Consider the following 14,304-nt stretch of genomic DNA (forward strand, 5'->3'; position numbering starts at 1 on the left):
CTTTATAAGATTTTGAACTAGAAAATTTTTATGATCCTTTTCTCTATATATTATATGAAAAAAAGACGCTAGTTTTTTCATCAATTTGATTGAATTATTAAGCAATTTTATTGAGTTTCGAGGTATCCTCTTTATCTGTTATTGTGTGTTCTATATAAGTAATATAGTGGTGAGTGTTTGGATTTTTATTAACGCTTTATTTATAAATTCTCCTCCTATATTACAAGGGGGTGTTTTCACATTTTTCTTGCATTGTTTTAAGCAGTATTAAGGGGTTGTCGTTCCCAAAAATCACTTCTTCTACAGCAATGAATTCACATCCAGTCTTTAAGACTTCATCAAAGGTTGAAAAATCGCTTCCTGCTTGGATAATGGCGGGGGTTTGCATAATCTCTGCCCACCATGTTGCTAACTGGAGATTGCGGGGGTGCGCTTGGGGTTTTTTATCAGCTCCTAATTTGCCAAAAAATAGATAATCAATGCCTGTTTCCGCTGCAAGCATAGCACTATGGCGATTGCGTAGATTGCCAAAGCCTATGATTTTTTGTTCCTTTTGCTGATTTTTGAAGCTTTCAAGAGCGTTAAGATCATCTTCTATGTGCAATCCATCAGCCTTTATGCGCCCAGCAATGCGGCTGTCACCCGCGATGAGAAGAGCGGCATCATTATTTTGAATATCTTCTGCGTAAATTTGCGCTTGTTGTTGCAAAAAAGAGCTATCATCTTTCAATTTTTCAGAATCATAGAGGATGACGCATGCAAAAGACTTTGTTTGCAAAATTTGCCGCAATAATGCGTGTGGGGTGTTGCGCCGAACATCAAGTGTTAAAATCAACTGAGGGAAAAGAGGTGGATCAATTGGTTTATTTTTTTGTTGTGTCATGTCAAATCCCTGTTTCTTAGAAAAAATAACGCTTAAAAATTAAAGTTTCATTCTATTATGCTTATTTGCAATGAAAGTGACCACCATTTTCACGTAATTTAAAGGATTTGTGGGTGTGTGGAAGCCTGTTTATGAGAAATGAGAGTGTTTTTAAGCATAATATGTTACCTTTTCGCTGTGATACACGTATGGACGCTTTTCGTTCTTTTGCCTTTAAAAAACTTTTGCTTTTAAAAAAATAAACGCTTAAAATGAAACTTGACTCTTAAAAATTAAAATTTCATCTTGTTCATGCCTGTTGGCAATAAGGGTAACTACCATTTTTATGGGACTTCAAGGGGGTTGCAACGTGTGGGAGTCCACTGATGAAGTACCAAGGTATTCTTGAGCATAATACTCAACCTTCTCATCGTGATACACGCATTGACGTTTTTCGTTCTTTGGCCTTATTGACGATTTTCATCAACCATATTCCCAGAACGATCTATGAGTCTTTTACTCATAGAAATTTCGGTTTTTCTGATTGTGCAGAAGTGTTTGTTTTGCTTTCAGGGATTGCTCTTGGGTTAAGCTTTCATGGACGGTTACAGCAAAAATCCTTTGCTTTTATTATCCGAAAACTTTGGTACAGAGCTCTGCAGCTCTATGGGGCATATCTTTTTACGACTTTTGTCACGTTAAGTCTTTTTTTTGCTGCCTTTTTATTATGGCGAACAGAAAAACTTTTATCGATGAACAACGTGGGACTCTTTTTTAAAGAGCCTAGTATCGCATTTTTGAGTACCTTAAGCTTTGGGCATCAATTGGGATATAATAATATTCTTCCTCTTTATATCGTTTTGATGTTTTTTGCGCCTTTTATCCTTTATTTGAGTTGTAAGCAGACAAAATGGCTGCTTTTGGGCTCCTTTACACTGTATCTTATCTGCGGATTTTACAAAATTGCTCCTCCTTCTTATCCTTTAAAGGGAAAGTGGTTTTTAAATCCTTTGTCTTGGCAATTCTTATTTGTCATAGGATTGACCAGTACTTTAGCGCTTAAACAAGGAAAAAAAATCGCTTTTCAGTCTTTTTGGATTGTTTGTGCGGCAGCGTATCTCTTGTTGGCGCTGTTATGGGTTCGCTTAAACTGGTGGGGCATTTTGGGGTGGCTTGGCTGGTCTTCCCCATTGTTGAACTTTAATAAAACCTTTTTAAGCTTGCCACGTTTACTCCATGTTCTTGCATTAGCCTTTCTCATTCTTTCTTTGCCGCGCATCAATAAATGGTTTTATGTCTCTCCAAAACATCCTTTAGCAATTTTAGGAAAACATAGTTTACCGGTCTTTGTAACGGGAACCATTTTTGCGATGTTTGGACAAATTATAAAAACAGTGATGACAGAAACGTTTTTTTCCGATACCCTCTTAATAATAACGGGTATTGCTTTGCAATTTGGAGTCGCTTATTATTGTGAAAAACGGCAATCTTGGCAGTGGTCCTTTTCAAGGAAAATGATCCGTTTATAAAAAATATTCCTGTAGTGTTTGTTGGGTACGTTAACCTTAGTATAAAAAGTGCGTTGCGCAAAAAAATTAAAAGAGGTAGCAGTTTTAAAAAAAAGCGTTCTATACAGCAACAAAAGAAACTTTTTAATACTCTATTCGTTAAGGGGTATGATTTTGTGCTGATACTTGGAGTATAAAAGCGTGAGTGTACATAAACGTCCATATGATGAACCTATTATCATGATTGAGCATAATGCTTTTGAAAATGCTTTTAATCGTCTCTATGAAGAAACAATGGCGCTGATTGAAAAAACCGCAGCGTATATTGACTCAGAAGGGAAATTAGTAGCACGCTCTCTTTCGGCAGAGGTTTCTGCAGTTTATGCGAAAGAGGCTATGTATTTAAGTACACGACTTATGCAAATCGCTTCTCAACTCCTTCTTCTTCGCGCAGAGCGTGAAGGGGAAATGTCATCAGAACAAATAAAAAAAGAAATTGTAAAAGTGTCACTTCATACACCGACATTGGAACTTGAAACCCCTCATTGGCATGAATTGCCAGAAATTTTTCGCCAATTTGTTTCTCATTCATTGCGTTTAGAAGCGCGCATAACCTATATGCGTGCTGGGTGGGAAACTGCGGCCTCCTCTGCTCTAGAAGATGATAATCCAGTAGGAAAACAAATCGAATTGCTCAAAACAGCCTTTGGGCGTTCTTAGAGGGACTCCCCTTGCTTTGTGCGAAGGAGAAATATCATCAGAACAAATAAAAAAAAGAAATTGTAAAAGTGTCACTTCATACACCGACATTGGAACTTGAAACCCCTCATTGGCATGAATTGCCAGAAATTTTTCGCCAATTTGTTTCTCATTCATTGCGTTTAGAAGCGCGCATAACCTATATGCGTGCTGGGTGGGAAACTGCGGCCTCCTCTGCTCTAGAAGATGATAATCCAGTAGGAAAACAAATCGAATTGCTCAAAACAGCTTTTGGGTATTCTGAGAAAAATAGCTCCTTGCTTCTTTCTTGCGATATTTAGAGCAGTATATCCATTTTTTACAACCAAAATTTCACAACTAAAACCAAACTAGAGTGCTTTTTTCTGCCTAATTTCTATTTGAGCGTAGGAAATATCTTGAGCTTATAGCTGAGAGAGGGATAGGTATTGATTGCGAATTATGCCATGGGATGGAGTATGGTTGGTTTTGTGGGAAATCGACTTTGGTTGATTGCAGCTGGAACACTTTCTGTTGATCTATCGTGTGATTTTGTTTTGGCTCTGAGATAGAGCAGGGGCTTGTACATCAATTTATTTATGCTCTATAATTTATGCCTATAAAGCTGCTGTAAAGTGTGTGTTAATGAGGATGATACACATTGTTGCAGTTTTGGGGCTTCTTTTGTTTTGAATGGAAGTTATTTTCCCTCGCGTAAAATAAAATATCCAAAATAAAGTGCCATATAATGAATGCCCCATGGGTTCCCTGTGCCCCCATGCAATGTCCCTCTCTATGCAATGTCATTGTGGTGTGATGAGTATATTCAAAAACACCTCTCAGTTCTTATTCACATTCGTTGAGCCTCTCTCATTTTTACGCTTGCAAAAGAAAAAGCCGGCACTATCATCATCTTTGCCAGTCCCCAATGTTGCAACAGCCTTTGGAACTTGAGACAATTCATTAGAGGCATTTTTAGTCCTTTCTTGTATAGTTTTACTCTATACGGCAATCCCACGTTTCATATGTAAGAGAATGGTTTTGATTGATTCAAGATAAACAGACTTGTAATGAGAAAATTTTAGGATATTCGGGATTCTTATGCAACATACAAAATAATTAATTATCATTATAAATCAATGCGTTGATTTATAATGATAGCGTCATGCTATAATGTAAAAAGTTTTCGTAAAGTGTGTACCATCCATTGCATAGCCTCTTTACACTTATGAATGTGCAATCCAGCACTCTCTATTTGCTCGCTTGCGATGTTTAACCGTTATGGCGTTGGATATGATATAGAAAGGGAATTTTTATGCTTTAGAGGGTGCTTGCTTGTGATGTGTGAATGGTTTTGATTGATTTCAGTTATGCTTCATAAAGTGTGTTCCATAAAGATGCTGTTCGTTGTGTGTTATAATTGTATAAATTTGGGGGATATGATTATCTTTTTACTGGTTTTGTCTTGGGTTGTTGTTTTCTTTGTGGTCTTGTCTTTATTCACATCTTTATTCACAAGGGGGAAAAGTGTATAGACTGTAGTTTATGGCAGAGACGATTCGTATTATAGGCATTGATCCCGGATTACGGCGTACAGGGTGGGGCGTTATCGATGTTGCGGGTAATCGTCTTCAGTTTATTGCAGCAGGGACGGTTTCTTCTGATGTACAGTGTGCGCTGGCTTCCAGACTATGTCAGATCCACAAAGGTCTTTCAGAGGTTGTGCATCAATTTATGCCCCATGAAGCCGCTGTGGAACATGTATTTGTCAACAAAGATGCTACAGCAACTTTAAAACTTGGCCAAGCGCGTGCAATTGCACTGCTGGTTCCTGCGCAAGCAAATCTTCCTGTTTTTGAATATGCGCCCAACAAAGTGAAAAAATCAGTTATTGGGGTTGGACATGGGGCTAAAGAACAAATCCATATGATGGTCAAAGTTCTCCTCCCACGGGCTGAATTTGATAGCAGTGATGCGGCTGATGCTCTTGCTCTTTCTCTTTGTCATAGTATGCACCGTAACAGTATTGACCGATCTTATCAGGCAAGGATGGCGATATGAGTGGGATGGCAACATGATTGGCAAATTAAAGGGCACTCTTGAACATATCTTTGATGATCATATCCTTCTTGATGTTCACGGTGTGGGGTATGTTGTTTTTGTGTCAAATCGGCTGCGTCCTTCTTTACCCTCTGTTGGCGAGGCGTTAAGCCTTTTTATTGAAACGCATGTTCGGGAAGACGCAATCCGCCTTTTTGGTTTTACTACAAGAGCTGAACAGGAGTGGTTTTGTCTTCTACAAAATGTTCCTGGAGTAGGAGCAAAGGTTGCTTTGGCAATCTTGGGTACTTTATCGCCAGATGAACTTGCACAGGCTATTGCTTTAAACGATGTTGCGATGATTAGTCGAGCGCCGGGCGTTGGTAAAAAAGTCAGTGAAAGAATTGTGGGTGAACTGAAAAGTAAAACACTCCCCTTTGAACAAGCGGTCAAGACTGTTTCGGTTCCTCAGCGTGAGATGACCAATCAACCTGCGCATGATGCGCTTTCCGCGTTGATGAAGCTAGGGTTTGAACGGGAGCATGCATCCCGTGCTCTTGCTCTTGCGATGAATGCTCTTGAGGGGGAAACTGTTTCTTCTGCCCTGCTGATCCGCCATAGTCTCAAATTGCTTTCTTCTCCTACTTAAAATCAAGGTAACAATGCATAAAGATGAAGATAAACGCCTTCTGGGTTCCGCCCCCCTTCCTAACGATCCAGATCGTTCCTTGAGGCCACAAGTTCTCGATGACTTTATTGGTCAAGAAGCGGCACGGGCTAATTTAAAAATATTTATTGAAGCAGCAAAAACGCGGCAAGAAGCGCTGGATCACGTTTTGTTTGTAGGACCACCGGGGTTAGGAAAAACAACGCTTTCACAGATTATGGCAAAAGAATTAGGCGTTAATTTTCGCTCTACTTCAGGGCCGGTCATCGCTAAAGCAGGAGATTTAGCCGCTCTCTTGACCAATCTTGAAGAACGTGATGTCTTGTTTATTGATGAAATTCATCGCTTAAATCCGGCGATTGAGGAAATTCTTTATCCAGCCATGGAAGATTATCAACTGGATTTGATCATTGGGGAGGGGCCGGCCGCACGCTCGGTGAAAATTGATCTGGCTAAATTTACTTTGGTAGCGGCAACCACACGTTTGGGGCTTTTGACCACACCGCTGAGAGACCGTTTTGGTATTCCAATTCGTCTCAATTTTTATACGATAGAAGAATTGGAATATATTGTGCAGCGTAATGCACGACTTTTTGCCGTCAAGATTAGTGATGATGGTGCTCATGAAATTGCACGCCGAGCACGGGGAACCCCGCGCATTGCCGGACGGCTTTTACGGCGCGTTTGTGATTTTGCTTTGGTTAAACAAGCAAAACAAATTGACCAAAAAATCGCCGATGAAGCCCTTTCGCGCCTTGAGGTTGATCATCTTGGGCTTGATCCGCTTGACCGCCGCTACTTGCTCCTGATTGCGGAAACTTTTTTAGGGGGACCGGTGGGGATTGAAACGATTGCTGCTGCTTTATCAGAACCACGCGATGCCATTGAAGATATTGTTGAACCGTATTTGCTCCAACAAGGTTTTATTCAAAGAACCGCTCGTGGACGCATTCTAACTGAAAAGGCTTGGAGCCATTTAGGGCTTTCTGCTCCAGCCTCTACAACGTCTATACAAAGGCGTTCTCAACTTTCTGATGCTCAAGACAATTCATCACTTCAGACGTCTTTATGGGATGGGGAAGATGATTAAGACATTCTCTTTATTAAAAGAAACTATGTGAATATTTTATAGCAAGGTCATAAAATACAAGAGACGTGCCTTCTTTTAGCATATTCTGGCTAAAAAGGTTTGGCACTATTAAAGATTTTTTGCTTTTCACAACTTCAACACAAAAATGTGTTCAATCTTTTGATTGATAGATAATTTGCTATATTAGATGATTTTATGGGATATGAAGTCGATGACAGAAATAACACCTTTTAAGAGCAATCATACAAACGCTTTTCATAATTTTCAGGTCCGCGTTTATGTTGCGGATACAGATTTTTCCGGTGTAGTTTATCATGCGCGTTATCTTGAGTTTTTTGAACGAGGACGTTCAGAGTTTTTACGGGATACCGGTTTTAATAATAAGATGTTAGCAGCAGGGGGTGAGGGGGAAAAACTATTTTTTGTTGTTCGTCATATGGAAATTAATTTTTCAAGACCCGCTAAAATTGATCATCTTTTAGTCGTTAAAACACGTGTTACTCATATCCAAGGGGCCCGCTTTTTTATGGAGCAATCTATTTTGCATGAGATGACTACGTTGGTAACAGCCAAAGTTGAAATTGCTCTGATTAATGAGGAGGCAAAACCGCGACGTTTACCCAAAGAACTTTTTGCAAAAATGCTTGGTTAAAAGTGTTATTCATTGAATTAGCAGTTTCAGGAGAGATCAGCAGATATAAAGTAATCTACAATCTAAGACTATACATTTATCATAGCCTAGATGTTTTCTAACAAGGTTACACGATACAGCAAAAGAAAGCACCTCTGCTACAATAACTACAATAAATTGAAGATGATATCCCACAAAATTAAACACACCTCATCCATGTTATGATTCAAAAACAATGTCATATCATCCATTTTCTTCTATAAACTCAAGATATTTTCTTTCTTTTGAAGAAAGGTTTGTTGGCATCGGAAAGCAGCGAAAAAGTACAAAAAAAGAAATAAAAATGGATTAAGATTTATTTTTATAAAAATGCACATACCCAGCGCAATATTGCAATAAAGTGATAATAAGCCATTAGGTCGAAAATTGTCTCAAAATACTTAAAGGTTTTTTTTAAGCAATTTGATTTGTTTTTTTACTGGACTGTCATTTGGCATCACAAGAGCACGTGTTTCATCCATTTCTATCTATAATGCATCACTTTATGTGCGCTTCTAAGCGTAGTAAATGAGTGAGAGATCAATGTATACAAAGCAGAAATGCATTCTTGATTTAAAGTTTCAAAAGCATATTATTCTATATAATATATTGACTTAGAAAGATAAATTATCACTTCTCACGGGTACAAACCCTAATAGAGGAATAAAATACTTTGCATTTCAAATCTGTTCATGTTGAAACAATTAAAATCATTTGCTTATACATCATAAGAGAGCAATATAAATCATTGAAAAAATTGTAAAAATGTTCCTTATGTATCATTCTCAATGCAATAACGATCAAATATCGCAAGTGAGCAAAGAGAGCGAAGAAGCTGGTTTTCATGAAGTAAAGACGTGAAAAGACTTTTTTCATGTCACAGAAGCTTTTACGTTATACCATAGTGCCAGAGAGATGATAGGCATTGAAAGAGGCAAATTCACAACACAATGAGATTACATGAGACTTACACTAGATTATATAGGACTTATAATAGGGGTGCATGGGGGAGGCGCATTGTTGTGAGGTGTTGGTAGGGTGGTTGAGTATCGTTTTTTGTGCCCGATGGTGTACCCCGTATTCAATTCGATGGAAAATGAGAGAAATAATAGCCTGAGGCAAAGCGTCATCTTTTATGATGATAACATATTTATTTACAATGATAATTCATTGCGTTGTCACTTTCAGATAATTCTGAAACTTGTAAAATTTTTTCTTTTCAAGCTCTATTGCTGCGAATTAATCAAAAACATTTTCTTACATGTCACAAGCGGAGTTGATGAGTGGGTACAAAAACACTTAAGAAAGGAATAAAATGCTTCTTATGAATCTTTTCAAGTGCTAAGACTTATCGCTGTATTTTAAGCTTAAAACGCGTATGATGATTTAGCGTTCTTTTCATAAGCGTAAAGATGGTGGTGCATAATGGATTTTATATCATGCATTTTTATGTCTTTTATTTTTATAGCATTTATGGAGAAATCCTTATCGTTATATTTTTCATAAATGCTGTTGTGAAATGAGGGGGGTGTGCATTGAGGGATGTCTCTCGTCATCACTTTTTAAGGAAATTTAAGAAACAAGTCTTGTTTTAGCGCATGGATTTATGTGAAACTAGAGTCTTTACTTAAATTTAGAAACTATAAAATAATCTGTTTTATAAATTTTAAAAATGCATCTTTCATTTAGAGGGACAAAAATTATGCCGCATTTAGAACTAACGAATCCAGAAACAATTGGAATGTTGCATTTGTTTATGCAAGCGAGTTGGATCGTGAAAGGTGTTATGATCGGGTTGCTGCTCGCTTCTATCTGGAGTTGGGCAATTATTTTTGATAAAATTTTTACGTATCGGAGAATACGGCGTGAAATAAAGCAGTTTGAACGCACATTTTGGTCTGGCAAAGCGCTAGAAGATCTTTATGCATCATGCAAAAGTCAACGTACCAATAGTATATCCGCAGTTTTTATGGCAGCAATGGTTGAATGGAAAAAATCTCTTGAAAAAGGGACCCATACATCGAAAAGTTTGCAGAGCAGAATTGATAAGGCTATGGATTTGACGCTGGGACGTGAAAGTGAAAAAATAGAATCAAAATTAAGTTTTCTTGCGACACTGGGATCTGCGGGACCTTTTATCGGACTTTTTGGAACAGTTATTGGTATTATGGAGTCTTTTCTTTCTATTTCAGCTTCTCAAAATACATCACTTGCCATTGTCGCGCCAGGGATTGCAGAAGCGCTTTTGGCAACCGCTATTGGTTTGTTTGCAGCAATTCCAGCTGTTATTGCTTATAACAAGTTGACTCATGAAAGTGCGCGCATCATTGCACAAATAGAAAATTTTGCCGATGAATTTTCAACAATTGTATCGCGGCGTATTGATGAAACACGCACAGCACCTTCCTCTTTATAAAAAGGATCTTATCCCATGGGCTTTTCTGTTGCTTCTTCTTCTCGCAAAAATACACGTAGGCGGCATCATTCACGAAGCCAACTGATGAGTGAGATCAATGTCACTCCTTTTGTGGATGTCATGCTGGTCTTGTTGATTATTTTTATGGTCTCTGCCCCCCTTTTAGTGAACGGTGTTCCTCTAGATTTGCCTCGTAGTCAAGCGGGTCCCGTACGAGCTCAAAAAACACCTCTGACGGTTTCACTTGACGCGCAAGGGCGCTTTGCCATTAATCAAGATTATTATGAAACGTCACAGTCCCTGATTGCACACCTGAAAACTCTTCTGGAAGCAGATTCTACACAAAAAGATCAACGGGTTTTTGTACGGGTTGCTAAAACTGTTGAATATCAGCAAGTATTAAAACTGCTGGCAGATATTCAAAAAGCGGGGTTTTCTCAAGTTGCGTTAGCAAGTTTAGCACAATAAATAATAAGTAATAAAATTGTGCATAACCGGTTGTTTTTAAGATGTTTTTAAAAGAGCATAGAGTGATTAAAAATGAAAAAATGTAAGGCATAAGTAAGGCATAAAGAATGAACAAAGACTCCTATCATAGTATGAAACGAGGCTTGGCTTTATCCCTTGTGGTCCATGTCATTTTTCTCAGTTGGGGAGCTATTCAGTTTACAAGCTCTGTCTCTTTACCACAACCGTTGGAAGCAATTCCCATCACTCTTGCTCCTTTGGTGGACGAGTTTTCTTCTCAACAAGGAGCCGTGAAGGCTCCTATACGTGCAATCCCTGCCGTCAAACCAACTATGCAACCACAAGAGAAAGAAGATGCACGCCATATTGGAGAGGGACAAATAGATAGTCTTGCACCATTTCAATCAAAGGAAAAGCCGCGTCCCGTTGAAACAGCATCGCCACCATCAAGCGAGAACACATCAGAAACATTTGCACCAGAACTTACAAAACCAGAATTATTAGAAGCAAAAACAGAGGATGCACCCAAGGTTGCACCTGAGATGCCTTTGGAGGCACTGGAGGATGCACCCAAGGTTGCACCTGAGATGCCTTTGGAGGCACCACCGGAGGATGCGCCCAAGGTTGCGCCTGAGACGCCTTTGGAGGCACTGGAGGATGCACCCAAGGTTGCGCCTGAGATGCCTTTGGAGGCACTGGAGGATGCACCCAAGGTTGCACCTGAGATGCCTTTGGAAGCACCACCGGAGGGTGCGCCCAAGGCTGCACCTGAGATGCCTTTGGAGGCACTACCGGAGGATGCGCCCAAGGCTGCACCTGAGACGCCTTTGGAGGTGCCGGAAGATGCCTCTAAGGATGCGCTCAAGCCTGCTCACAAAAATGAAGAAATGATATCGCCAAAAGAATTGGCTCCAACGGTCCCAAAAGTACCAGCAGAGCAGATTGTTCATCAAGCGTCCAAAATTGTACTTCCAGAAAAATCTCTTCTTCCACAGTTTAAACCAAAGTTTGACGAAAAATCTCCAAGGAAGAATGAGACTGCATTGAATCAAAAGACGCCAAAGCTTAACAAGAAAAACCAAGAGAAACAGACCATTGAAGATATTTTAGCTCTGGAGGAAAATAATTTGCTCAATCGTGCGCGGTCACAAGGAGGGGGAGCAAAACGTTCTCATACACCAGAAGCTTTGGGTGCAAGAAAAAATATTAATGATACCACAAAAATGGCACAAACATTGGTCAATATTGCGGGGGGATGTATTCAACAGAAGCTTAAACTTGTGGCGCTTGGCGGCGATTTAAAAAATCGTCCGGTCGTGCGGTTGCGATTTTATTTAGACCGTGAAGGGATGGTTGTGGGCGATCCTATCATTGATCCCGTAAGCGGCCTTGAGAGTCAACAAGCTATTATGATAAGGCAGGTGTATGCTGCTGTCTTTTCATGCCAACCTTATGCAGATCTCCCACGTGATCAATATGATCTATGGGGGCAAGGTTTTGACTTTAATGTTGATCCCCTCCAAGAAATAAGATGATAAACGAGAAAAAAGCGCTTAACGAAAGGACACATTCCATGATGACTATAACGAGACATAAAGTTTTTGCTTGGTTTATTGTCACTTGTGGGTTGTGGCTTTCAAGTATTTCATCGGGTTATGCGCAATTGAAAGGAACTATTTCGAGCGCTGATTTTAATCCCATTCCCATTGCAATTACAGACTTTATTTCCAATGATTCGATTGGGTTGAAAATATCTGCTGTGGTGACAGCTGATCTCGAACGGTCGGGGCTGTTTTTACCGCTTGATAAAGCGAATTTTTTTGAAAACATTTCTAATCCTAATAAACAACCACATTTTGCTTCTTGGCAGAAAATAAAAGCGCAAGGTTTAGTTACTGGGCAAGTCATGAGAGAAATCGATGGACGTTTGAGGGTCGATTTTCGTTTATGGGATGTGTTTGGACAAAGACAATTGAAAGGACGGCGTTTTTATACCGCGACAGAACGTTGGCGGCGTGTGGCACATATGATCGCAGATGAGATCTATAGTGAGATGACAGGAGAAAGTGGTTATTTTGATACAAGGATTGTTTTTATCGATGAAACAGGTCCTCAAAATGCACGCATTAAACGTTTAGCAATGATGGATCAAGATGGAGCAAATTTGATTTATATGTCTGATGGAAGTGAATTGGTGCTTACACCGCGGTTTTCACCAAAAAGACAAGAATTGACCTATATGGCTTACGAGGACAATCAAGTACCTCATGTTTATCTCCAACAAATTGAAATGGGGCAAAGAGAGTTGATCGGAACGTTTAATAACATGACAATTGCTCCGCGTTTTTCTTCTGATGGACAAAAAGTTATCATGAGTTTGTTACAAAATGATGGGAGTGCCAATCTTTACACTATGGATTTACGAACCCGTACGATGACGCGACTTACAACAACTTCTGCTATTGATACTTCTGCTTCTTATTCACCGGATGGAAAACAAATTGTCTTTTCTTCAGATCGTAGTGGAAAGCCGCAAATCTATAAAATGAATGCGGATGGGAGTGATATTCAGCGTATTTCTTCAAACGATGGGAGTTATTCAACACCTATTTGGTCTCCACGGGGTGACTATATCGCCTTTACAAAACAATTAAGCGGACAATTTTCTATCGGTGTTATGCGCCCTGATGGACAAGGAGAACGAATTTTAACCACAGGGTTTCACAATGAAGGACCAACGTGGGCCCCTAATGGTCGTGTGCTGATGTTCTTTCGCAAAAATCCCGGTATGGGACCAAAAATTTATACGATTGATATTACGGGTCGCAATGAACGACAACTCCCTACCCCCAATGATGCTTCAGATCCAGCATGGTCGCCTTTGCTCAATGTACAGTAAAACAAAATGCTTAAAAACAGAATATAGAAGGAATATAGTCTACACAGTCTCAAGTTTAAACAATCTCAATTGTCTTTAATTATTTAAAAGAAGGAATTGATTATAGTGGGTATGGGGAGTTATGTAGATTTCATCTATCATCTACGGTTGTTGATCGATAATGGAATTTCCTTGGGGGAAAATGCTTAAAAAAATTCAAAACAAGACCTTGAAAAAATAGAGTCGAAAATTCTGAGGTCTTTAGATTTCAACTTTTTATTCAAAGTGTCGCTATATATATTTTTTTAAACTTCTTCTTCAATTTTGTTTGTGAAGAGTTTGGTCTTGTCAGGGGGGGCTGTTGCTCTTTGATGTGTTTTATTCAAGTACGCGGTTGTTTTAGATCTGAATCTTGATTGATTGGTAAGAGCAAAAGGACAGATTTTTAAGATAAATGACGTTATTTTAGAAATATACGATGCCATAAAGTTAATGCCATAAAGTCAAAAATTTATCCGCAACGGATTAGAGAGATGTACCGGCTTTTTGTACAATACTTTGCTAAACAATCAGCTCTGGCTTTCCATTTGCTTATTTTTATTCTGTGATGTTGTAAAAACACTGTCCTTTGAAGTGTGGTGATATAGGGCGTATAAATAGGACAAACCTCTTGCTATATTTAAGTGTTTTTTAAGTGCGTAGCGAATATTTAGGGGAGTGCATGTTTGTTGAGCCTTAAGTTTCAAGTGAATTTTATGAGTGATTCGTCATAGGAATACGTCAAGAAACCCCTAATTGTTTAGAGGCTAGATCATTTCATTACTTGAGAGCGGAGAGAGAAGGTTAATCTTAAAGAACAAAAAGATCAAATAGAGAGGGGATATAGGGATAATCTTTGGGGCATGTAAGAAAGGCGTAAGGCTACAGAGTTTTGTATGCTTTCTTTTTGGGATTATGTTTTCTGCGATTGATTGTGGTTTTTTATTGC

The 14,304-nt window shown here is 39.1% G+C and carries 12 protein-coding genes and 1 pseudogene; 12 read left to right on the plus strand and 1 reads right to left on the minus strand.

Annotation, left to right across the window (positions count from 1 at the left end; genetic code table 11):
• Positions 1-220: 220 nt before the first annotated feature.
• On the minus strand, positions 221-883 hold the full coding sequence (locus tag ACFIQC_RS05675) for a thiamine phosphate synthase (protein ID WP_375706850.1): 663 nt from the start codon (positions 881-883) through the stop codon (positions 221-223).
• A gap of 365 nt (positions 884-1,248) precedes the next feature.
• Here ACFIQC_RS05675 and ACFIQC_RS05680 point away from each other — a divergent pair, with 365 nt between their 5' ends.
• From ACFIQC_RS05680 to tolB, 12 genes and pseudogenes are all read left to right on the plus strand, one after another.
• Positions 1,249-2,391: an OpgC family protein gene (locus tag ACFIQC_RS05680; protein ID WP_375611754.1), complete on the plus strand. Its 1,143-nt coding sequence runs from the start codon at positions 1,249-1,251 to the stop codon at positions 2,389-2,391.
• 180 nt (positions 2,392-2,571) lie between these two features.
• On the plus strand, positions 2,572-3,090 hold the full coding sequence (locus tag ACFIQC_RS05685) for a DUF1465 family protein (protein ID WP_375629728.1): 519 nt from the start codon (positions 2,572-2,574) through the stop codon (positions 3,088-3,090).
• 22 nt (positions 3,091-3,112) lie between these two features.
• Positions 3,113-3,410 (plus strand): annotated as a pseudogene (locus ACFIQC_RS05690) (DUF1465 family protein); the annotation flags it as partial.
• Between the two features lie 126 nt (positions 3,411-3,536).
• Positions 3,537-3,659, plus strand: coding sequence for a hypothetical protein (locus ACFIQC_RS05695; protein ID WP_375706851.1), 123 nt, complete (start codon positions 3,537-3,539; stop codon positions 3,657-3,659).
• Between the two features lie 973 nt (positions 3,660-4,632).
• Complete coding sequence (gene ruvC, locus ACFIQC_RS05700) at positions 4,633-5,148, plus strand: crossover junction endodeoxyribonuclease RuvC (protein ID WP_375620985.1); 516 nt, start codon at positions 4,633-4,635, stop codon at positions 5,146-5,148.
• A 13-nt stretch (positions 5,149-5,161) separates the two neighbouring features.
• The gene (gene ruvA / locus ACFIQC_RS05705) at positions 5,162-5,776 is read left to right on the plus strand and encodes a Holliday junction branch migration protein RuvA (RefSeq protein WP_375640589.1); all 615 of its coding nucleotides are present in this window, start codon (positions 5,162-5,164) and stop codon (positions 5,774-5,776) included.
• 13 nt (positions 5,777-5,789) lie between these two features.
• On the plus strand, positions 5,790-6,884 hold the full coding sequence (ruvB, locus tag ACFIQC_RS05710; RefSeq protein WP_375613207.1) for a Holliday junction branch migration DNA helicase RuvB: 1,095 nt from the start codon (positions 5,790-5,792) through the stop codon (positions 6,882-6,884).
• Between the two features lie 211 nt (positions 6,885-7,095).
• Positions 7,096-7,536 (plus strand): tol-pal system-associated acyl-CoA thioesterase, encoded by a 441-nt coding sequence (gene ybgC, locus ACFIQC_RS05715; RefSeq protein WP_375611759.1) that lies wholly within the window; start codon positions 7,096-7,098, stop codon positions 7,534-7,536.
• Between the two features lie 1,720 nt (positions 7,537-9,256).
• The gene (tolQ, locus tag ACFIQC_RS05720) at positions 9,257-9,970 is read left to right on the plus strand and encodes a protein TolQ (RefSeq protein ID WP_375611760.1); all 714 of its coding nucleotides are present in this window, start codon (positions 9,257-9,259) and stop codon (positions 9,968-9,970) included.
• Between the two features lie 15 nt (positions 9,971-9,985).
• The gene (tolR, locus tag ACFIQC_RS05725) at positions 9,986-10,438 is read left to right on the plus strand and encodes a protein TolR (protein ID WP_375706852.1); all 453 of its coding nucleotides are present in this window, start codon (positions 9,986-9,988) and stop codon (positions 10,436-10,438) included.
• Between the two features lie 107 nt (positions 10,439-10,545).
• A complete protein-coding gene (locus tag ACFIQC_RS05730; protein ID WP_375652442.1) occupies positions 10,546-11,973 on the plus strand; it encodes a cell envelope biogenesis protein TolA in 1,428 nt (475 codons plus the stop codon).
• A 38-nt stretch (positions 11,974-12,011) separates the two neighbouring features.
• Positions 12,012-13,337, plus strand: coding sequence for a Tol-Pal system beta propeller repeat protein TolB (gene tolB, locus ACFIQC_RS05735; RefSeq protein WP_375611763.1), 1,326 nt, complete (start codon positions 12,012-12,014; stop codon positions 13,335-13,337).
• The last annotated feature ends 967 nt before the right edge of the window (positions 13,338-14,304 follow it).

It is taken from the genome of Bartonella sp. AA126HLJHH, from assembly GCF_042197425.1.
Lineage (GTDB): Bacteria > Pseudomonadota > Alphaproteobacteria > Rhizobiales > Rhizobiaceae > Bartonella.

Excerpts from the sequence above, each read along its gene's own strand:
- ruvA (WP_375640589.1), top strand. The coding sequence starts at position 5,162 with ATGATTGGCAAATTAAAGGGCACTCTTGAACATATCTTTGATGATCAT.
- ACFIQC_RS05675 (WP_375706850.1), bottom strand. The coding sequence starts at position 883 with ATGACACAACAAAAAAATAAACCAATTGATCCACCTCTTTTCCCTCAG.
- ACFIQC_RS05730 (WP_375652442.1), top strand. The coding sequence starts at position 10,546 with ATGAACAAAGACTCCTATCATAGTATGAAACGAGGCTTGGCTTTATCC.
- ruvB (WP_375613207.1), top strand. The coding sequence starts at position 5,790 with ATGCATAAAGATGAAGATAAACGCCTTCTGGGTTCCGCCCCCCTTCCT.
- tolR (WP_375706852.1), top strand. The coding sequence starts at position 9,986 with ATGGGCTTTTCTGTTGCTTCTTCTTCTCGCAAAAATACACGTAGGCGG.
- tolQ (WP_375611760.1), top strand. The coding sequence starts at position 9,257 with ATGCCGCATTTAGAACTAACGAATCCAGAAACAATTGGAATGTTGCAT.
- ybgC (WP_375611759.1), top strand. The coding sequence starts at position 7,096 with ATGACAGAAATAACACCTTTTAAGAGCAATCATACAAACGCTTTTCAT.
- ACFIQC_RS05680 (WP_375611754.1), top strand. The coding sequence starts at position 1,249 with ATGAAGTACCAAGGTATTCTTGAGCATAATACTCAACCTTCTCATCGT.
- tolB (WP_375611763.1), top strand. The coding sequence starts at position 12,012 with ATGATGACTATAACGAGACATAAAGTTTTTGCTTGGTTTATTGTCACT.
- ruvC (WP_375620985.1), top strand. The coding sequence starts at position 4,633 with ATGGCAGAGACGATTCGTATTATAGGCATTGATCCCGGATTACGGCGT.